Raw genomic sequence first — 19,431 nt, 5'->3', positions numbered from 1 at the left:
GTCGCCGGTTGAGTAGCTCCGCAGGAGCGTCTCGAAACCCCTCGCCGCACACCCGGTTTCGCTACGGCGCTCCGCGCCTACTCAACCAGCGAGGGCTACTTCTTGCCCGGCGCCGCCACGGCCGCGGCACCCGCGGCGGCGGCCTCGGGGTCGAGGTAGACGGCCGGCTCGATGGGCTCGAAGTTCTCGTCGAGCGTGTAGACCAGCGGAATGCCCGTGGGAATGTTGAGCTCGGCGATGTCGTCGTCTGAAATGTTGTCGAGGTGCTTCACCAGCGCGCGCAGCGAGTTGCCGTGCGCGGTGACGAGCACGGTCTTGCCGGCGGCCAGGTCGACCGTGATGTCGCTGAACCAGTAGGGCAGCATGCGCTCGACGACGTCTTTCAGGCACTCGGTGCGGGGCACGGCGTCGCCGAGGTCGGCGTAGCGCGGGTCGCCGAGCTGCGAGTACTCGTCGTCGGCGGCGATGGGCGGCGGCGGCACGTCGTACGAGCGGCGCCAGGTCTGGAACTGCTCGGGGCCGTACTCGGCGAGCGTCTGCGCCTTGTCTTTGCCCTGCAGCGCACCGTAGTGGCGTTCGTTGAGGCGCCACGAGCGCTTCACGTCGATCCAGAGGCGGCCGGCGACGGTCAGCGCGTAGTTCGCCGTCTCGATGGCGCGCACCAGACGCGAGGTGTGGAGCACGTCGGGGGTGAGGCCCGACTCGGCCAGCAGCTCGCCGGCGCGCTTCGCCTCGCCCACTCCCTGTTCGCTCAGCCCCACGTCGACCCAGCCCGTGAACAGGTTCTTCTGGTTCCAGTCGCTGTTGCCGTGGCGCAGCAAGATCAGGGTGTAGGGCTCAGTCATGCAATTAGTCTAGAGCGATGCCGATCGGTGCCATCACGCGCGGAACCACGAACACGAACCGCCTGCGCCGCGTCGACCGCTTCATCGCCGCGCAGCCCCTGCTGCGGCGCACCGACGACCCGTTGGTGGTCGATCTGGGCTACGGCGCGAGCGGCGTCACCGCCCTCGAGTTGCAGCAGCGGCTCGCCCGCACCCGGCCCGACGTCGAGGTGTTCGGGCTCGAGATCTCGCCCGAACGGGTGGCGACGGCGCAGGCTCAGCTCGGCCTCGTGCGCGCGGGGGCGACCACGTTCGACCCCGACGCGCGGGTGAGCTTCGCCCTCGGCGGGTTCGAGACACCGCTGCCCGGCGGGCGACGCGCGGCGGTCATCCGGGCCTTCAACGTGCTGCGCCAGTATGACGAGACCCAGGTTGTCGCGGCCTGGCGCCGCATGACCGGCCGTCTGCAGAGCGACGGGATGCTCGTCGAAGGCACCTGCGACGAGATCGGTCGCGTGTCGAGCTGGGTCGCCCTCTCGCCCGCCGGCCCCGAGACCTTCACCCTCTCGCTGCGGCTGGCCGGTCTCGAGAAACCGTCGATCGTGGCCGAGCGGCTGCCCAAGGTCTTGATCCACCGCAACGTCGAGGGCGAGCCCATCCACGCGCTGCTGGCAGAGCTCGACGCCGCGTGGCAACGCAACGCCCCGCTGTCGGTGTACGGGCCACGGCAGCGCTGGGTGGCGAGCATCCACACTCTCGCGGCGGCGGGCTGGCCTGCCCTCGGCCCCGCCGCGCGCTGGCGCCTGGGCGAGCTCACTCTGCCCTGGGCGTCGGTCGCCCCGAACTCCTTCGCCTTCTGACCTGAAGAGCGAATAGGGCCGGTCACAGGGCGGGCAGGGCGGCGCGGGCCTGGTCTTCGGTGAGGCCCGTGGCGGTCAGCAGGTCCATGACGAAGGGGCGCATGTCCATCACGACCGAGGCGGCGTGCAGCGAACTCTCGTCGAAGAACTCGTCGGGGTTCAGCTGCACCGCGACGAGAATCAGGTTCTGCCGCACGAGCGGCCGCACCGACGGGTCGTCGAGGCTCTGGCCGAGCAGGTTGACGGCGGTGACGACACCCGAGAGCAGGTCGGCGAGCTCAGGGCGCGGGCGGCCGTCGCGGGTGAGCACGGCGAGTCGCCGCGTGACGACCCGAAGGTCGCGCACCGCGAGGTCGATGCCGGCCAGCAGCACCTTCTGCCGGTTCAGGTCGGGCAGACGCCGCCGCAGCCAGGGCGAGATGGTGGCGATGCCGATCGACGAATCGAGAGAGGTGCGCCACTGGTCGACGAGCGGCTGCGTCGACCGGGCCTGCTGCAGCACCCGCTCCACGTCGCTCTCGGGCCCGCGGCGCAGCTCGATGACGAGCTCGTCGAGAATGCGGGCCAGGGTTCTGATCGTGCGCCGGGCGTCGGCGAACGCCACCTTGCTGGCGTCACGGGGTACGAGCGCCGTCACGATGAGGGCGATGCCGCCACCGATGAGACCATCGATGGTGCGGCTGAACGGGCCGCCCGGAACCATCGGGAGCATCGCGACGAGCACCGACTGCACGCCGGCCACGATGGCGAACCCGGGTGAGGGCGAGATGAACCGGGCCACGAACAGCGTCACCACGAGGCTGAGCGCGAGCTGCCACACGCCCTGCCCGAACGCGAGCAGAATCAGCTCGCTGAGGGCGATGCCGAGCGTCACCCCGAGGGCGGTCTCGAGCACACGGATCGGCCGCGCATCCCGAACGAAGCCCAGGCTCGACAGGGTCACCGTCACGGCCGTGATCGGTGCCGCATGGCTCAGCCCGTAGTGTGCGATCGAGTACGCTGCGACGACGGCGATGACGAGCTGCAGGATGACCGGGGCCGACGCCACCGACCGCCGAAGACCGGCGCGCGCGGCGAACCTCAGCCAGCGACTGCCCACCCGGGTTCGCGTCGGGCGCGAGTTCGCGCTCATGGTCAGCGGCGCTGCGCACCCAGACGCGGTAGCCGCGGGATGCGGCCGACGGCGGCGCCCGCCTCGGGCGGCACGATGACCTCCTGCGCGGCGGCCACCAGTATGCCCTCGCTCGCCACGGCGAGGGTGGCGTCGACGGGCGTCGTGCGCTTCACGAGCGCGAGGGCGATCGGGCCGAGTTCGTAGTGCACCACGCTGGCGGTGATGACGCCGACAGGTGCGGCATCCTGAACCGCCACCTCGTGGCCTGATGCAACCAGCACCTCGTCGCCGGGCGCCGGCAGCACCGCATCAGAGCCGTCGAGGTGCAGCATGACGAGACGGCGGGGCGGATGCCCGAGGTTGTGCACCTTCGCCACCGTCTCCTGACCGCGGTAGCAGCCCTTGTTCAGGTGCACGGCCGACCTGATCCAGTCGACCTCGTGCGGAATCAGCCGCTCGTCGCGCTCGGTCGCGAGCCGTGGGCGCCACGCTGCGATGCGCAGAGCCTCGGCCGCGAGGGTGCCGGCGATCTCGACGTCGCCGCGGGCCACCGCCGAGGCCAGCGCGGGCAGCTCGTCGCGGTCGACGAGCACCTCACGCCAGGTGTAGCCGGCTCCCGGATGCTCGTCGATCTCTGCATACTGATGACCGCCCACGACGACCGAACTCCACGGGTCGGTCCAGACGAGCGCGACGCCGTTCGGTTCGGCCGCGAACGCCCGCACGGCAGAGGCGCCGTCGGTCTCGGCGGCAGAAGACGCGGCCAGCGCGGCGTCGGGGGCGGGCATCCAGCCGATCGTCGCGTACTCGGCGGTGCGGTCGGCGACCTCGACGCGCAGGGTGAAGCGCATGCGGTCGAGCCAGCCGAACAGCGTCGACGCCTCAGCCGCGTCGACGAGCAGCCACACGGTCACGCCGTCGTCGAAGACGCGGATGGCGTGCTCGATGTGCCCGCTCGGGTCGAGCAACAGGGTCTCGGCCGAGGCCCCCGGCGCCAGGCCCTTGATGCTCTGGCTGGTGACCGAGTCGAGCCAGCTGAGGCGGTCGGGGCCGGTCACCGTGAGCACGCCGCGGGTCGACAGGTCGACGATGGCGCCCTGTGCGAGCAGGCGCTGTTCACGCAGCGGGTTGCCGTAGTGCGCCGCGACACCCGCATCGGCGCCGGAAGCCTCCACGGCGCCGGTCAGGTCGAGAAAGGGTGAAGCGGTTGTTGTCGTCATGGTGAGCTGCCTTGTCGGTGGTTCGTTCGGCGACGCGCGTTCAGTCGACGCGCGCCAGCCGTGCCGACGCGTGAGTGCGCAGGTCTTGGCCGAGCGCCGCGATGTCCCAGGCCCACAAAAGGTGGTTCTGTACCAGTCCATAAATGCGTGTGGCCGCAGAATATTCCTTCGCCGAGTGCGACCGCATCACGGCATCGGTGGCCAGGTCGATGCGAGCGGCCTTGACCTGCCCGATGTAGAGCTCGTCGACACCGCCCGGGTGGAGCAGGGAGACCTCGATGTCGAAGCCCTCGTCAGAGTTGCGCAGCCCCTCGACAGCCTCGGTGCTGGCGAACGGGCGCGGGTCGGCGCCTGGCAGCATGCCGGGGCCCGGGTCGCCCTCGACCGAGGGCCGGCTGAGCCGCCAGTAACCCATCTCGGTGACGAGCGGCGTCTGCTTCTCGTCGAGCAGCCAGGCGTACGAGCTGTAGTTGAGGTACGGCAGGCCATCGTGGCTGAAACTCACGCGCTGGCCGAACTCGTGGCTGACCTTCTCGTCGCCGATCGTATAGTCGATGACCCCCGTGCCCTCCCAGACACCGAGCAGCCACGACAGCGGCACGATCTCGGGCGGCAGCCCGGTCGGAATCTCGATCACCATCTGAACCTCGATCTCGTGTTCGGATCGAACCGGCTGGTCAGCGCTGGCCGCGGAAGAGCCTCAGGATGACCACGACCGACGTGAACGCGATGCCGATACCCGCGAGGCCCAGCAGCCCGAGATAGAACAGTTCAAGAGGCACATATGACATGTGTCGATTCTAGAGGAGAAGAAGAGTGGCCACGGCCAGAATCACCATCGAGCCGGCGATGCTCGCGGCGACCCGGTCGACGAAGCCCTCGGGCCGCACCAGGCCGAGCTGCACCACGAAGGTGAGGATGACGATCACGCCCAGCACGACGGGCAGCATCACGAAGTGCTGGCCGGGCTGCGCGAGAACACCGACCAGCACCGCGCCGACGAGCGCCACGAGCCAGATGGGGGTCACGCTTTTCACGAGCAGGTTCACACGCCCCATTCTGCCCTGTCGCGGCCGCTGTCGGCGGGCACGGGGGTCGAGCCGCTAGTATTGCGTCAGGCATTATCTGGAGGATCTCTGTGGCGCAGTTGTTGATCCTGACCTCTGCGGTCGACAAAGAGGTGCTTCCCGCGCTCTCGTTGCTGAGCCATCGCACGCGGCACATCCCCGCCGAGGCCGCCCAACTGGTGAACACCCCCAATTGCGACCTCATCTTCATCGACGCCCGCCGCGACCTCGCGAGCGCCCGTTCGCTCTGCAAGATCCTGAAAACGACGGGCATCGGCGTTCCGATCGTGCTCGTGCTCACCGAGGGCGGCCTCACGGCCGTCAGCGCCGAGTGGGGCGCGGCCGATGTGGTGCTCGAGAGCGCCGGACCAGCGGAGGTCGACACGCGCATCCGCCTCGCCATCGGCCGGCAGGTGCAAGAGCAGTCGTCGTCGAAGATCCAGGCCTCGGGCGTCGTCATCGACGAGGCGAGCTACTCGGCGCGCGTGCACGGCCGCCCGCTCGACCTCACCTTCAAGGAGTTCGAGCTGCTGCGCTTCTTCGCCCTCAATCCGTCGCGCGTGTTCACCCGCGAACAGCTGCTCAGCGAGGTGTGGGGCTACGACTACTTCGGCGGCACCCGCACCGTCGACGTGCACGTCAGGCGGCTGCGGGCCAAGCTCGGCGACCTCGAGTCGCTCATCGGCACCGTGCGCAACGTCGGATACCGCTTCAACTTCTTCGAAGACGAGAATGAACGACTCGCTCAGGCTCGAAACGCTTAGGGCGGCCGACCGGGAGGCCCTGCTCGCCTCCCGCGGTTATCGAGACCTCGTCGCGCTGGGCAGCGCTGCTGTGGCGGCCGACGGCCAGCCGCCCTTCAACGACCAGACGCTGGTGGCTGCCCGTGCCGGCCGTTGCGTCTTCACCCTGGCCTACAGCGGCCAGGCTCTGGCCGGTGCGGCGGTCGTCAACGACGACACCCTCGAGCTCGTGATCGACCCCGCCCTGCGCGGCCGCGGCCTCGGTGCGGCCCTCACCAGCCACATGCTCGACGAGGATTCGGTCTTCGCGCGGCGCCGCCGCCCGCACGTCTCGTACCTGTCGCGCCTGCTCGAACCATTCCAGTCCGACGTTCCGGTGGCGATCCCGACGCTCGCCTGGTCGCACGGCGATCATCCCGCCGCGGCCGCCCTGGCGAAGCAGCACCACTTCGCCGCCGTGCGCAGGCTGCTGCAGCTGCGCATGCCGCTCGATGCGTCGATGCCCGAACCGCCGCAGCTGACCCGGGTCGACGCCTTCGTTCCCGGAGTCGACGACGAGGCGTGGGTGGCGCTGAACGCGCGCATCTTCAGCGGGCATCCCGAGCAGGGGCAGCTGAGCGTCGACGACCTGCGCGCACGCATGGCCGAACCCTGGTTCGACGCCGGCGACTTCCTCGTCGCTCGGGGCAACGACGGCGAGCTGATCGGCTACAACTGGCTGAAGATCGAGCCCGGCGAGACCGTGGGCGAGATCTACGTCATCGGCGTCGACGCCGGCCACTCGGCCAGGGGTATCGGGCGTGAGCTGATGCTGCGCGGGCTGAAGCGCCTCGTGAGCCGCGGATGCACGGTCGCCGCCCTCTACGTCGACGAAGGCAACACCCCCGCCGTTCCGCTCTACCGGAGCCTCGGCTTCACCGACTTCACCGTCGACGTGCAGTACGCCCGACCCTGAGGCGCCGTTCACCCTGCGTTTACTCTCGCTCGCGCCCCGCGGGTGACATGATGATGGGATGGACGGCGACAACATCACCCTCGACGCTGGCGTGGGCAGCGACTACCTCGACGACGACTTCGAGATCATCGAAGACCCGAACGACCCCGCCCTGCCCGAGGGGCGGTACCTCGACCGCGAGCTGAGCTGGCTGGCCTTCAACCGCCGCGTGCTCGAACTCGCCGAAGACCCGTCGGTTCCCGCGCTCGAGCGCGCCAACTTCCTCGCCATCTTCTCGAGCAACCTCGACGAGTTCTTCATGGTTCGGGTCGCCGGCCTGAAGCGCCGCATCGTCACCGGCCTCGCCGTGCCGACGAACGTCGGCCGAGGCCCGCAGGAGGTGCTCGACGACATCTCGCTCGTCGTGCACGAGCTGCAGGCGCGGCACGCGGCGGCGTACCAAGACCTGGTGAAGCCCGCGCTCGACGACGCGGGCATCCACATCGTCACCTGGGACTCGCTGAACCAGGCCGAGCAAGACCGACTGACCGAGGTGTTCAGCGACGAGATCTTTCCGGTGCTGATGCCGCTCGCGGTCGACCCCGCGCATCCGTTCCCCTACATCTCGGGCCTGTCGCTGAACCTCTCGGTGCGCGTGCGCAACCCGAAGAGCGACCGGCAGGAGTTCGCCCGGCTGAAGGTGCCGCAGGTGCTCCCCCGCTTCGTTCGGGTGAGCTCGAAGGAGCGCACCCGCGACCTGCGCTTCATCAGCCTCGAAGACCTCATCGCCAACCACCTCGGCCACCTCTTTCCGGGCATGGAGGTGCTCGAACACCACGTCTTCCGCGTCACGCGCAATGAAGACGTCGAGATCGAAGAAGACGACACCGAGAGCATCATCCAGGCGCTCGAGAAGGAGCTGCTGAAGCGCCGCTTCGGCCCGCCCATCCGCCTCGAGATCACCGAAGACATGGATGATGTGACCCTCGGCCTCATCGTTCGTGAACTCGATGTCACCGAGCAGGAGGTCTACCGCCTGCCCGCACCGCTCGACCTCGGCGGCCTGTTCGAGCTGAGCAAGATCGACCGGCCCGACCTGAAGTACCCGAAGCACGTGCCGACGACGAACGTCTACCTGCTGCCGCCCGAGCCGAACGCCCGCCCTGACATCTTCAAGGCCATCGCCCGGCAGGACATTCTGGTGCACCACCCCTACGAGAGCTTCGCCACCAGCGTTCAGGCCTTTCTCGAACAGGCGGCGGCCGACCCCGACGTGCTCGCCATCAAGCAGACCCTCTACCGCACCAGCGGCGACAGCCCCATCGTCGAGGCGCTGATCGACGCGGCCGAGTCGGGCAAGCAGGTGCTCGCCCTGGTCGAGATCAAGGCGCGCTTCGACGAGCAGGCCAACATCACCTGGGCCCGCAAGCTCGAGAAGGCGGGCGTGCACGTCGTCTACGGCCTCGTGGGCCTGAAGACGCACTGCAAGCTCGCCCTCGTGGTTCGCCGCGAGAAGGGCAAACTGAAGCACTACAGCCACATCGGCACGGGAAACTACAACCCGAAGACCTCGCGCATCTACGAAGACTTCGGCCTGTTCACCACCGACGACCAGGTCGGCAAAGACCTGACCCGCCTGTTCAACGAGCTGTCGGGCTACGCCATCGAGAAGAAGTTCAAGCGCCTGCTGGTCGCTCCCCTGCACCTGCGGAAGGGGCTGCTCAAACGCATCGCGCAGGAGGCGGCGAACGCGCAGGCCGGCCTGCCCTCCGGCATCAAGATCAAGCTGAACTCCATCGTCGACGAGGCCATCATCGACGGGCTCTACCGCGCGAGCCAGGCCGGTGTGCCCATCGACATCTGGGTGCGCGGCATCTGCGGCATCAAGCCCGGCGTGCCCGGGCTCAGCGAGACCATCCGGGTGCGCTCGATTCTGGGGCGCTACCTCGAACACTCGCGCATCTTCAGCTTCGAGAACAACGGCGACCCGCAGGTCTTCATCGGCAGCTCCGACATGATGCACCGCAACCTCGACCGCCGCATCGAGGCGCTCGTGCGGCTGACGGCGCCCGAGCACCTGAAAGAGCTGGCGTCGCTGTTCGAGCTGGCCATGTCTGACTCGGTCACCTCGTGGTGGCTCGACGGCGACGGCGAATGGACCAGGCACACCGAGAACGAGGCGGGAGACAAGCTCATCGACCTTCAAGACCGGCTGATGTACCTCACGTCTCGCCGGAAGCGACCGGGAATCCTGCGTTGACCGTCTACGCAGCGGGCGCCGTCTGCTGGCGCCTTGTCGGCGGCAAGGTTCGCATCTTGGTCATCCATCGCGCCCAGCGCAACGACGTGTCGCTGCCGAAGGGCAAGGTCGAGGCGGGCGAGACGCTGCCCGAGACGGCCGTGCGCGAAGTGCTCGAAGAGACCGGGCTCGCCATCGACCTCGGCGTGCCGCTCGGCGTGACCAGCTACACGATGCCGAACAACCGCGACAAAGTCGTCTACTACTGGGCGGCAGAGGTGAGCCCCGAGTCGCACGCGTCGTCGCAGTTCACCCCGAGCGACGAGGTCGCCTCGTGCGAGTGGATGTCGCTGCGCCGCGCCAAGAAGACGCTGAGCTACGAACGCGACGTCGAAGTGCTCGAGCGCTTCCAGTTGCTGCTCGACCAGGGCGTCACCCGCACCTTCGCCATCATCGCCCTGCGCCACGCGAAGACAATCCCCGCCAACGAATTCGATGGGCCGGATGCCCTGCGGCCGCTCACGCACCGCGGGCGTACCGAGGCGAACGTCATCGTGCCCTCCCTGCGCGCGTTCGGCCCCGAGGTGCTGGTCAGCAGCACCGCCCGGCGGTGCATCGAGACGGTCACGCCGTTCTCCGAAGCCGCGGAGGTTCGCGTTCGCAAGACGCCGCTCATCAGCCAGGATGCGTTCGAAGACGGCAGCAGCGACGTGCGGCACGTGGTCGCCAAGCGGGTGCGTAAGCTCAGCACCGCCATCATCTGCGCCCACGGCCCCGTGCTGCCCGAGATCGTGCGCGAGGTCGGCCTCGCCGCCGGCGGCACCCGGCAGGCCTCACTGAGCCGCGCAGGCGATCTGCCGGTGGCCGGCTTCTCGGTGCTGCACCTCTCGGTCGACCGGCCGGGCTCGGGCATCGTCGCCATCGAGACGCACGTTCCGCAGATCGTCAGCTGAGCATCCGGAGCCGGCGCAAGCCCCCCGTGCAGCGCCTGATCGTCGCCTGCCGTTAACCCTGCGTTCACCACGTGGGGGGAACGTCGTTACGAGTGCGGCATACCTTCGTCAGGGGCCTGCACCGGCCTGCCAGCACTTGCGCCCGAATCTTTCTGCAGTGCTGATGATGACCCAATTGAAGGGAACACAGTGAAGTTCAAGAATGTCGCTGCGACAGGAGCCGTCTTCGTGACGGTGGCCCTCGCGCTCTCCGCCTGCTCGTCGAGCAGCACCAGCGGATCGAGCACCTCGGCAGCCACGTCGACGGCATCGGCCGGCGTCGTCTCAACCCTCGACTCCAGCCTCAAGGGCACCATCACCGCCGGTGGCTCGAGCGCCCAGGCCAACGCCGAGACCGCCTGGACCGCCGCGTACGTCGCGCAGGTCGCCGGTGTCACGGTCAACTACGACAAGTCGCAGGGCTCGGGCGGCGGCGTCACCAACTGGCTCGCCGGCAGCTACGACTTCGCGGGTTCTGACTCGCCCCTCAAGGCCGACCAGCAGACCTCGTCGCAGACCATCTGCGGCACCGGTGGCGGCCTCAACCTGCCGGTCTACCTCGACGGCGTGGCGATCATCTACAACCTCCCCGGCGTGACGAGCCTGAACCTCTCGAGCGCGACGATCGCCAAGATCTTCAACCTGTCGATCACCACCTGGAACGACCCGGCCATCGCAGCTGACAACCCCGGTGTGACCCTGCCGTCGACCACGATCACGACGGTCACCCGTTCAGACGGATCGGGCACGACGCAGAACTTCACCAACTTCCTCAGCGCCGTCGACCCGACCGACTGGACCTACCCGGCCAGCAACACCTGGCCGATCGCCGGCACCAGTGCCCAGAAGGGTGGCTCGGGCGTCGTCCAGGCCGTCGGAGCGGGCGCCGGAACCATCGGTTACGCCGACCACAGCGCCATCGGCACGGCGACCGCCGCGACCGTGAACAAGGTGGCCTTCAGCCAGGATGCCGCCACCGCGGCCTTCACCGCCGGTGCCACCACGGTTCCGACCACGACCGGTGACCTGTCGCAGAAGTTCGACTACAGCAAGCTGACCGGCGCGACCATCTACCCGATCCCGCTGATCTCGTACCAGATCGTCTGCACCACGTTCAAAGACCCGGCTCAGGCTGCCCTGACCAAGTCGTACGTCGGCTACGTCGCATCGACCGTCGGACAGGCGATCGCCGCGAAGAACGCCGGCTCGGCTCCGATCCCCGACTCGATGCTGACGCAGATCCAGACGTCGCTCGCCACGGTCAAGTAAGAAGTAGTACTGTCTGACGCAGTCTGATTGACCCGTCTTCGCACCGACACCCATAACGAACTCAAGAAAGAACGCTGTGAGCGACAAAACTTCAGTGCAATCTGCTCCCACGAGCTCGTCTGGGTCGGCCGACAAGACGACCAGCTCCACCCCGCTTGGCAGCGGTGGGTCGAAAGACCCCACCGCTGCCAAGCGCAGCACCCGGGTTCGCCCGGGTGACTTCATCTTCCGCGGCCTGAGCACCGGCTCGGCCGTGCTCATCATGGTGATTCTGGCCGGCGTCGCGCTGTTCCTGATCATCTCGGCGATTCCCGCCATCACCGCCGACTGGTCGACGAACGACCAGCTCAACACCGGCCCCACCGCCGCGTTCCCCAACTTCTGGGCCTACGTCGGCCCGCTCATCTGGGGTACGCTCTGGGCCGCCGCCATCGCTCTGCTGTTCGGCGCCCCGGTCGGCATCGGCATCGCCCTGTTCATCTCGCACTACGCACCGCGGCGTCTGGCGAGCATCCTGGGCTACCTTGTCGACCTGCTCGCCGCCGTGCCGTCGATCGTGTTCGGTCTCTGGGGCATCATCGTCATCAGGCCCTTCCTGCTGCCGCTGTCTGACTGGCTGAACGCCAACCTCGGCTGGATTCCGCTCTTCGGTGGAGCCGTGACCACCACCGGTTCGACCATCCTCGCCGGCGCCCTGGTGCTGGCCGTGATGATCCTGCCGATCATCACCTCGATCTCCCGCGAGATCTTCCTGCAGACCCCGCGCCTGCACGAAGAAGCCGCGCTCGCCCTCGGCGCGACCCGCTGGGAGATGATCCGCCTCGCCGTCTTCCCCTACGCGAAGTCGGGAATCGTCAGCGCGACGCTGCTCGGCCTCGGTCGTGCGCTCGGCGAGACGATGGCCATCGCGCTGATCATCTCGCCGGCCATCCTCGTCTCGGTGCGACTCATCACCGAGGGCCAGAACTCGCAGACCATAGCGGCCAACATCGCCCTCAACTTTCCGATCGCCACCACGCTGCAGCGTGACGCGCTGATCGGCACAGGCCTCATGCTGTTCGTCATCTCGCTCGCCGTCAATTCGATCGCCCGCGCGATCGTGGGCGGCGGCAAGGGCAAGCGCAAGAAGAGCGGCAAGCCGGGCGAACCCGGCCCGCTCAGCCAGCTGCCCTCCGGTGACGCTGCGACCGCCATCGCCCTCGATGTCGTCGCCGCCCCCGGCCGCGCCGGAGTGGTCGACACCGAACCCCATATTTCTGAAGACGACGTCGAAGGAGCAGGCAAGTGAGCGTTCTCAGCCCGCGCATCAAGCCCAGCGGCCCGGTCGCCAACTCCCTCACCAGCGGGCAGCTGCCCCGGTTCGTCGAACTCTATGTTCTCCTCGGCGCCGCCATCGTCACCGGCCTGGTGATGCTGCTGGTCGGCTTCAGCCTGGTCGGCTGGCTGTGCCTCACCGCCGTCATCTACCTCGTCGCCCTCGCAATTCTGTCGAGCGTGGTCGAGAACCGCCGCAAGGCGACCGACCGGGTCATCCGTGGCCTCGTCACCGTCGCGTTCCTGCTGGCGCTCATTCCGCTGGTGTCGACGCTGGCCACCGTCATCGTGCAGGGCGCAGGCGAGATCAGCTGGAGCTTCATCACCTCGGTGGGCGCGGCGACGTTCGACCCGAACACTCTCACGGTCACCCAGACGCCCGGCGCACTGCAGGCCATCGTCGGAACGCTGATCATCACCGGTATCGCCTCGCTGATCTCGATTCCGATCGGCCTGTTCACCTCGATCTACCTCGTCGAGTACGCTCAGCCGAAACAGTGGCTGGCCCGAACGGTGACCTTTCTGGTCGACGTGATGACGGGCATCCCGTCGATCGTCGCCGGTCTGTTCGCCTTCTCTCTGTTCTCGATCATCGTCGGCCCGAAGGCGTTCAGCGGCTTCTCCGCCTCGGTCGCCCTGTCGGTGCTGATGATTCCGACTGTCGTTCGCGCCTGTGAAGAGATGCTGCGGCTCGTTCCCGGCGACCTGCGCGAGGCGTCGCTCGCCCTCGGTGTGTCGAAGTTCTCGACCATCGTGAAGGTCGTTCTGCCCACCGCGATCGCGGGGCTCATCACGGGCATCATGCTGGCCGTGGCCCGCATCATCGGTGAGACCGCGCCGATCTTCCTCGCGGCGAGCTTCACCGACAACTTCAACGCCAACCCCTTCGACGGCCCGATGCAGACCCTGCCGGTGCTCGCCTACACGGGTTACGCGTTCCCGGGCAAAGATATCGCCGCCTCGAACGCCTCGGCCTGGGGGGCGGCCCTGCTGCTGGTGCTGCTGGTGGTCATCCTGAACCTGATCGCCCGTGTGATCGCCCGCATCTTCGCACCGAAGGGCATGCGCTAGCAGCGCGGCTCGGCCCTCCCCCTCACTTCCCGCACCACCGTACAAAAAGGAACCCTGTGTCGAAGCGCATCGAAGTCAACGACCTCAACGTGTACTACAGCGACTTTCTCGCCGTCGAAGGGGTCTCGATCACCATCGAGCCCCGCACCGTCACCGCCTTCATCGGGCCCTCAGGGTGCGGCAAGTCGACCTTCCTGCGCACGCTGAACCGCATGCACGAGGTCATCCCCGGCGCCCACGTCAAGGGCGAGGTGCTGATCGACGGCAACAACCTCTACGATTCGGGTGTCGACCCGGTGCTGGTTCGCCGTCAGGTGGGCATGGTCTTTCAGCGGGCGAACCCATTCCCCACCATGTCGATTCGCGATAACGTGCTGGCCGGGCTGAAGCTCAACAACAAGCGCATCTCGAAGTCAGACGGCGACGACCTGGTCGAGAAGGGCCTGCGCGGCGCGAACCTCTGGAACGAGGTCAAAGACCGCCTCAGCCTGCCGGGCGGCGGCCTGTCGGGCGGGCAGCAGCAGCGCCTGTGCATCGCCAGGGCCATCACGGTGTCGCCCGACGTGCTGCTGATGGATGAGCCCTGCTCGGCGCTCGACCCCATCTCGACGCTGGCGATCGAAGACCTCATCACCGAGCTCAAAGAGCAGTACACGATCGTGATCGTGACGCACAACATGCAGCAGGCCAGCCGCGTCTCTGACCGCACCGCCTTCTTCAACATCGCCGGCACCGGCAAGCCGGGCAAGCTCATCGAGTACAACGACACGACCACCATCTTCGGCAGCCCCACCATGAAGGAGACCGAGGACTACGTGTCGGGCCGCTTCGGCTAGGCCGTCCTCTCCCTGCATCACGAAAACCGCCCCAGGACTCTCGTCGTGGGGCGGTTTTTGTTATCCGCGTGTCGCCGGATGGGATGTTCGGATAGGGGCGGCGGATGAAGCCGGCGGGTCAGGCCGAGGTGACCGCGAGGATGGGAGCCGTGGTGGGGGTCTGCGAACCGCCGGCCGGCTCGACGGTGACGCCGATGGTGTCGCCCGGGGTCATGGTGCCGCTCAACACGTGCCACGTGGTGGAGTCGCCGCCCGGCACGAAGGTTCCGGCGGGAGTCGCCACACCGGTCGAGCCGTTGATGTACCAGGCCTCATAGGTCTTGCTCGAGGCGAGCGTCGGCATGCCCTGCGCCACGATGGCGGCGCTGCCGATCGACTTCGACCAGACGACCGTCGCCTGCCCGCCGCCCTCGACCGTGGTCTGCGTGCTCTGCACATCAGACGCCGAGAAGATCTGCGCCAGCGAGCTCGCCGACGCGTCTTGTGACGTCGTGCTCATGCCGGGGATGATCGAGGTTCCGACCACTCCCCCGCCCACGAAGAGCGCCACGGCCGCCGCGGCGGCCACCAGCAGCCCGACGGGCGTGGTGAACCAGCGGGCGGTGGCACGGGCCGCGGCCGGCGACTCGGGTGCCGCGGGCTGGGCGTAGGCGGGCTGGGCGTCGACAGGCTGGGCGTCGGCTGCAGCAGGCTGCTGGGTGGCGCGGGCGGCCACGGCGATGTCGATCGGCACGGCCGCGACGACCTCGGGTGCCGCGCCGCGATCGGCCACGATCGGCGGGGTGGATGCCCGGGGCTCGGCCGGGGCATCCTGAGGCGTCTCGGCGAGCTTCGCCATCAGCGAGGCCTTCAGCGAGGGCGGCGGCTGAACCGGCGCGGCCGCGAGGCCGAGCAGCGTGGCGGTGGCCGACAGCTCGTCGGTCTCCTGCCGCAGCTCGGGCGACTCGTCGAGCGCTCGCTCGTAGGCCCGGGCCTCTTCGTCGTTCAGCGCGTTCACCGCGTAGGCGCCAGACGACAGGTACTCATCGTCGCGGGTCATGTGGTCACCCCCATTTCATCTCTCAGACGGATCATTCCGTCGCGTAATCGGGTCTTCACCGTGCCGATCGGCACATGAAGCAGTTCTGCCACCTCGCTGTGGCTGTAGCCGCCGTAGTAGGCGAGGCTGATGGCCTGGCGCTGCAGTTCGGTCAGCTGGCCCATCGCCTTCTTCACTCGCTCGTGTTCGATTCGTATCTCGACCGCTTCTGAGGTCTGGTCGTATTCGCGCTCGAGGTTGCGGATGCCGATCTTCAGATCACGGTCATGGCCCGACTGCGACGCCCGAACCCGGTCGACTGCGCGGCGGTGAGCCATCGTGAGGATCCACGACATGGCCGCGCCGCGCTCGGTGTCGAACTTCGCCGCCGTCTTCCAGATCTCGAGGAAGACCTCCTGGGCCACCTCCTCCGACTGCGCATGATCAATGAGCAACCGCCTGATCAGGCCCAGAACGCGGGGGGCGACCCGGTCGTACAGCTCAGAGAACGCACGCTCATCGGCGGTGGCGATACGTTGCAGAAGGGAGTCGAGGCTGACCTCCGGCACGGGCTCGTCACGTTCGATGTGGTGGGTCACAAGCTTAAGCATCTCAGTTATTCACCTTGCGTGAGTTGTGACCCGGGTGGATCGTCGTACAAGGTGTTCGAGACGGTCGCCGAAACGGATTGGCGATCAGATCGGTTTGGGTGCAGATTCGGTGCCGATCAGCGCCGACTCGGTGCCGAGCAGTTCCGGTTCAGCGCCGACGGGCCGTGACGGCCACGACCGTGCCGCTGATCACGATGAACACCTGGGCGGCGGCCGAGATGGCCTTCTCCGTGGTCCACGAACTCATGGGCACCGTCGGCAGGCCGAGCGGCAGCTGCAGGGGCATCCACACCGACGCCACCAGCGTCATCAGCCCGACCAGGGCCACCAGAACGGCGAACAGGGCCGACCACACGCGCGGCCGCACGAGCAGCAGAATCGCGGCGAGCACATTCACCGCGGCCTCGGCGAGGTAGAGCGTGCCGAGGCTCATCAGCGTCGGGTCGACGGGAGTGACCGTGGGCGCGAGGGTGACGTGGATGTACGCGTTCAGAACGAGCGCGACGATGGTCCAGAGAATGGCCCCGAAACGAACGGCTCTCATTCGGGTGCCAGGCCGCAGAAACGCCTCTCGGCGCGAGGCCGCTCGGAGCGGCTAAATTTGGAGCCCGGGGTTACTGCGGCCCGGCTGTAACAGTTTACCAAGGCTTTCGGATGCTCGTGGCCGGGGATGCTCAATCGAGGCTGTCCCGGCGCCAGAGAGTCGCGCACGCAGAGAGCTCGGCGGCGATCGACTGAAAACGTGCGGCGCGGGTCGTCAGCTCACTGGCCCTGGCCGGTGCGACCTGTTCGGCGTCATCGGCGAGGCTCGCGCATCCACTCGACATCAGACGGCAGAACGCCGCCGCGCGGTCGAGCGCCACCGCGAAGTCGCCCTCGAACAGCCCCCGCAAGATCTGGTCGGCGAGCGCCGTGATCTCTTCGGGGCCCGTCGGCGACTGCGCCCCCGCCACCACCGGGTCGATCGTGCGCGACAGCTCGGCGCCGCGCTGAAAGACGAAACTCGACTGCTCGGGGTCTTGCCGGGTGAGCGCGCGCAGCAGGTAGATGCGCCACAGCGCGCCCGGCAGCGACCGTGCGGATGCCCGCGACCAGAGTTCGGCGATGGCGTCGATGCCGTGCTCGTCGGTGTACGCAATGAGCCTGTCGATGACGCCAGGGTCGGGATCGGCCCGCACGCGACTCAGCAGCGCGGCGGCCGTGTCGTGGGCCAGCCGGCTGATCTGCGCGGGGTCGTCGCCGCCCTGGAAGGCCTCGAACGTCGACCCGGCGAACAGCGTCGGCTTATGGAACTCGTCGCCCACAGTGCACACCTCTCTCTGCCGCGGTTTCGTGCGCTTCAACGCTACTTCACAAACTCGCGGGGCAGCTGGGTGCCCCGCGAGCCGCCATCGTGCTCGTCGGCGGCAGGCAATTTCGCACCTCCCGACCGAAACCGGTAGATTAGTCGGCAAGGGCCTCTAGCTCAGTTGGTAGAGCATCGGACTTTTAATCCGTGGGTCGTCGGTTCGAGCCCGACGGGGCCCACCATCGCGGTCGTTTCGTCGACGGGTCCAGCTTCCAAAACCGATCGATTTTGGAGGTGGTGACTTCGTCCATACCGCCATTTTGCCGGCGTCCATCACTGTTGTCGTTCGATGAAAAATGCGACTCGCCGCAGTAGATCCTGTGCGGTTGAATTTCTATACAACTTTTGTGCCAGAACAGTTCGCAACCATTCTGCTTTGTCACTTTGCACTACATCAGGATGAAAACGCTCAAGTTCGCCTTCCGCAACGATGAAAATTCCGTTCGCCTCCAACATTTCAGTCGCTGCGGCATAGGCTCGCCTACCGCCAGCGTCTAGAGCAGCGATCCCGAGGAACTTGAACCTTGACCAACCACTCTCCACCTTCAGCGCCGCCGAGAGCTCTCTTAGTGTGGAGCCGTTGAGATGACTTTGCGTGAAACTGTCGAGAACTGCGTTCAACTCGCTCTGCAGTTCCGCGCGGCGCGGGTATACCGCCAACCCGTCGATGTTGTGCACTATCTGATTCCGAAGGGGCTGGAGGACCGCCCAGTCCAACCCCGCCTCCTCCACTAAAACTTGAAATTTCCGCTCATCTTGGAATATGTCAATGTCGTAAATGCAGGCCACAGGCACAGACACTGTACGCAGGGTCCTAACTGCACGCAGCATTCGATCTTTGCCTGCAGTGTGCGTGAAGTGAGAAGTTCGCAAACTTAGATTGTCGATTCGGCTGGAAACGGCGCGATAGTAGGTGCAATCACCGTCAGCCTCGCAGAGGATAACTCCAGGCGCGAAGAGCCCGTTCAACATATCGAAGAACTGCATGAGGGGATCGTTGAACAGATCCTTGGCTAAAGCTGAGGCGATTTGTGATATGTGGTTGCCCGTCTCATTTCTGGTGACGCGGGCGAACGTGATCTCGCCAGTAGTCCTGCGCGAGTCGATAATGCCACCTAATATGTCCTCACTGTGTGTAGCAATGACGATTCGTGTCTTAGTTCTTCGAGCATGAGACTCGATAAAGCTACCCAATAGCCTTGCTTGAGGAGGATGCAGGAACGCTTCTGGCTCGTCGATCATGATTACCGAGTACGGGCTAGTGAGTACAGCGAGGACGATTCCGACGAATGCTCTGATTCCATCGCCCTGCAAATCCATTGTCGGCAGACGCGCCATCTCCTCCAGATACTCGACCGAAGGCGGGCTACCGGTGACGCGAGACGTCATACGTCCGACGTGCAGACGCAATTGAGGTCCAGCAAATCGATTTAAGACGATTCCGGAACCGAAAGCTCCTCTAACAAGATCATCCAGTTCGCGCTCGATGCTCTTGTTAGCAGAGAGAATCTGCAACGGACTAGACGGATACTCCGACATCGGATCGAACGATTGTGTTGCGTTGGCGACCGGCAATCGTTGCTCAGCGTTCAAATATTGACAGAAAACGTTCGCGATGCTCCCGAGACTGGCTTGGCTATGCCAACGAGTCTTCACGTCGGACTCCTTCACGATCGACCCATTGAACAATCTGAAAGTGACCTCGTTCTGGAACCCATCGGGATACTGGCCAGGCTCACGACGCCAAAACGTGCGAGTCATATACTCAATTAGGTCGTCCACAGTTCCGTCGTAACGCAGATCGTAACCGGCGACCACCCGCGCGTGAACACCACGCCACTCGATCGGCCCGACACTCGAAGCAAGTTGCTGAGTCTCGCGAAGTAATGAACTCTTGCCCGAATTGTTTGGGACTGCTGACGGTTTGGTTGACTCGGTTGGTTTGTAGTTTTTAGGCCGCGAGTGTGGCCT

Annotated in this window: 19 protein-coding genes and 1 tRNA gene; 10 read left to right on the top strand and 10 right to left on the bottom strand. The window is 66.6% G+C overall.

All coding sequences use genetic code 11. The annotated features are described in order from the left end of the window. Nucleotides 1-95: 95 nt before the first annotated feature. A complete protein-coding gene (locus V3W46_RS01125) occupies nucleotides 96-845 on the bottom strand; it encodes a phosphoglyceromutase (RefSeq protein WP_331781239.1) in 750 nt (249 codons plus the stop codon). 17 nt (nucleotides 846-862) lie between these two features. On the opposite strand from V3W46_RS01125, the gene V3W46_RS01120 reads away from it, so the two are divergent. After that, nucleotides 863-1,684: a class I SAM-dependent methyltransferase gene (locus V3W46_RS01120; RefSeq protein ID WP_331781238.1), complete on the top strand. Its 822-nt coding sequence runs from the start codon at nucleotides 863-865 to the stop codon at nucleotides 1,682-1,684. A 22-nt stretch (nucleotides 1,685-1,706) separates the two neighbouring features. On the opposite strand, the gene V3W46_RS01115 is transcribed toward V3W46_RS01120, so the two are convergent. The 4 genes from V3W46_RS01115 to V3W46_RS01100 all read right to left on the bottom strand — a co-directional run bounded on the left by V3W46_RS01115 (nucleotide 1,707) and on the right by V3W46_RS01100 (nucleotide 5,067). After that, nucleotides 1,707-2,816, bottom strand: a complete 1,110-nt coding sequence (locus tag V3W46_RS01115) for an FUSC family protein (RefSeq protein ID WP_331781237.1) — start codon at nucleotides 2,814-2,816, stop codon at nucleotides 1,707-1,709. 2 nt (nucleotides 2,817-2,818) lie between these two features. Further along, nucleotides 2,819-4,018: a CAF17-like 4Fe-4S cluster assembly/insertion protein YgfZ gene (gene ygfZ, locus V3W46_RS01110; RefSeq protein ID WP_331781236.1), complete on the bottom strand. Its 1,200-nt coding sequence runs from the start codon at nucleotides 4,016-4,018 to the stop codon at nucleotides 2,819-2,821. Nucleotides 4,019-4,058: 40 nt separating this feature from the next. Next, on the bottom strand, nucleotides 4,059-4,655 hold the full coding sequence (locus V3W46_RS01105; RefSeq protein ID WP_331781241.1) for an FABP family protein: 597 nt from the start codon (nucleotides 4,653-4,655) through the stop codon (nucleotides 4,059-4,061). Nucleotides 4,656-4,818: 163 nt separating this feature from the next. Then, entirely contained in the window at nucleotides 4,819-5,067 is a 249-nt protein-coding gene (locus V3W46_RS01100; protein WP_331781235.1) for a hypothetical protein, read from the bottom strand. A gap of 89 nt (nucleotides 5,068-5,156) precedes the next feature. Here V3W46_RS01100 and V3W46_RS01095 point away from each other — a divergent pair, with 89 nt between their 5' ends. The 8 genes from V3W46_RS01095 to pstB all read left to right on the top strand — a co-directional run bounded on the left by V3W46_RS01095 (nucleotide 5,157) and on the right by pstB (nucleotide 14,483). Further along, entirely contained in the window at nucleotides 5,157-5,849 is a 693-nt protein-coding gene (locus V3W46_RS01095; protein ID WP_188674999.1) for a response regulator transcription factor, read from the top strand. After that, nucleotides 5,818-6,783 carry a mycothiol synthase gene (mshD, locus tag V3W46_RS01090; protein ID WP_331781234.1) on the top strand — a complete coding sequence of 322 codons (966 nt, stop codon included), beginning with the start codon at nucleotides 5,818-5,820 and terminating at the stop codon, nucleotides 6,781-6,783. Before V3W46_RS01095 ends, mshD begins: the two co-directional genes overlap by 32 nt. A gap of 58 nt (nucleotides 6,784-6,841) precedes the next feature. Further along, nucleotides 6,842-9,022, top strand: coding sequence for an RNA degradosome polyphosphate kinase (locus V3W46_RS01085; RefSeq protein WP_331781233.1), 2,181 nt, complete (start codon nucleotides 6,842-6,844; stop codon nucleotides 9,020-9,022). After that, the gene (locus V3W46_RS01080; RefSeq protein WP_331781232.1) at nucleotides 9,019-9,954 is read left to right on the top strand and encodes an NUDIX hydrolase; all 936 of its coding nucleotides are present in this window, start codon (nucleotides 9,019-9,021) and stop codon (nucleotides 9,952-9,954) included. The genes V3W46_RS01085 and V3W46_RS01080 overlap by 4 nt, the downstream gene beginning before the upstream one ends. Nucleotides 9,955-10,143: 189 nt before the next feature. Beyond that, nucleotides 10,144-11,262 carry a phosphate ABC transporter substrate-binding protein PstS gene (locus V3W46_RS01075; protein ID WP_331781231.1) on the top strand — a complete coding sequence of 373 codons (1,119 nt, stop codon included), beginning with the start codon at nucleotides 10,144-10,146 and terminating at the stop codon, nucleotides 11,260-11,262. A gap of 94 nt (nucleotides 11,263-11,356) precedes the next feature. Next, nucleotides 11,357-12,550: a phosphate ABC transporter permease subunit PstC gene (pstC, locus tag V3W46_RS01070; protein WP_443069903.1), complete on the top strand. Its 1,194-nt coding sequence runs from the start codon at nucleotides 11,357-11,359 to the stop codon at nucleotides 12,548-12,550. Then, nucleotides 12,547-13,647, top strand: a complete 1,101-nt coding sequence (pstA, locus tag V3W46_RS01065) for a phosphate ABC transporter permease PstA (protein ID WP_331781230.1) — start codon at nucleotides 12,547-12,549, stop codon at nucleotides 13,645-13,647. Before pstC ends, pstA begins: the two co-directional genes overlap by 4 nt. Before the next feature lie 56 nt (nucleotides 13,648-13,703). After that, complete coding sequence (gene pstB, locus V3W46_RS01060) at nucleotides 13,704-14,483, top strand: phosphate ABC transporter ATP-binding protein PstB (RefSeq protein WP_331781229.1); 780 nt, start codon at nucleotides 13,704-13,706, stop codon at nucleotides 14,481-14,483. Between the two features lie 118 nt (nucleotides 14,484-14,601). On the opposite strand, the gene V3W46_RS01055 is transcribed toward pstB, so the two are convergent. From V3W46_RS01055 to V3W46_RS01040, 4 genes are all read right to left on the bottom strand, one after another. Then, nucleotides 14,602-15,522 (bottom strand): anti-sigma factor, encoded by a 921-nt coding sequence (locus V3W46_RS01055; RefSeq protein WP_331781228.1) that lies wholly within the window; start codon nucleotides 15,520-15,522, stop codon nucleotides 14,602-14,604. Next, the gene (locus tag V3W46_RS01050; RefSeq protein ID WP_331781227.1) at nucleotides 15,519-16,112 is read right to left on the bottom strand and encodes a sigma-70 family RNA polymerase sigma factor; all 594 of its coding nucleotides are present in this window, start codon (nucleotides 16,110-16,112) and stop codon (nucleotides 15,519-15,521) included. Before V3W46_RS01050 ends, V3W46_RS01055 begins: the two co-directional genes overlap by 4 nt. A gap of 148 nt (nucleotides 16,113-16,260) precedes the next feature. Continuing rightward, nucleotides 16,261-16,656: a hypothetical protein gene (locus V3W46_RS01045; RefSeq protein ID WP_331781226.1), complete on the bottom strand. Its 396-nt coding sequence runs from the start codon at nucleotides 16,654-16,656 to the stop codon at nucleotides 16,261-16,263. Nucleotides 16,657-16,786: 130 nt separating this feature from the next. Further along, entirely contained in the window at nucleotides 16,787-17,416 is a 630-nt protein-coding gene (locus tag V3W46_RS01040; RefSeq protein ID WP_331781225.1) for a DNA-directed RNA polymerase subunit beta, read from the bottom strand. Nucleotides 17,417-17,566: 150 nt separating this feature from the next. On the opposite strand from V3W46_RS01040, the gene V3W46_RS01035 reads away from it, so the two are divergent. Next, nucleotides 17,567-17,642: transfer RNA gene (locus tag V3W46_RS01035), tRNA-Lys, on the top strand. 91 nt (nucleotides 17,643-17,733) lie between these two features. On the opposite strand, the gene V3W46_RS01030 is transcribed toward V3W46_RS01035, so the two are convergent. After that, the coding region (locus tag V3W46_RS01030) for an AAA family ATPase (RefSeq protein WP_331781224.1) at nucleotides 17,734-19,431 on the bottom strand (1,698 nt) is incomplete at its 5' end.

This window comes from Subtercola sp. YIM 133946, from assembly GCF_036553535.1.
Taxonomy (GTDB): Bacteria; Actinomycetota; Actinomycetes; order Actinomycetales; family Microbacteriaceae; genus Subtercola.
This window is presented reverse-complemented; position numbering and strand designations above follow the sequence as displayed.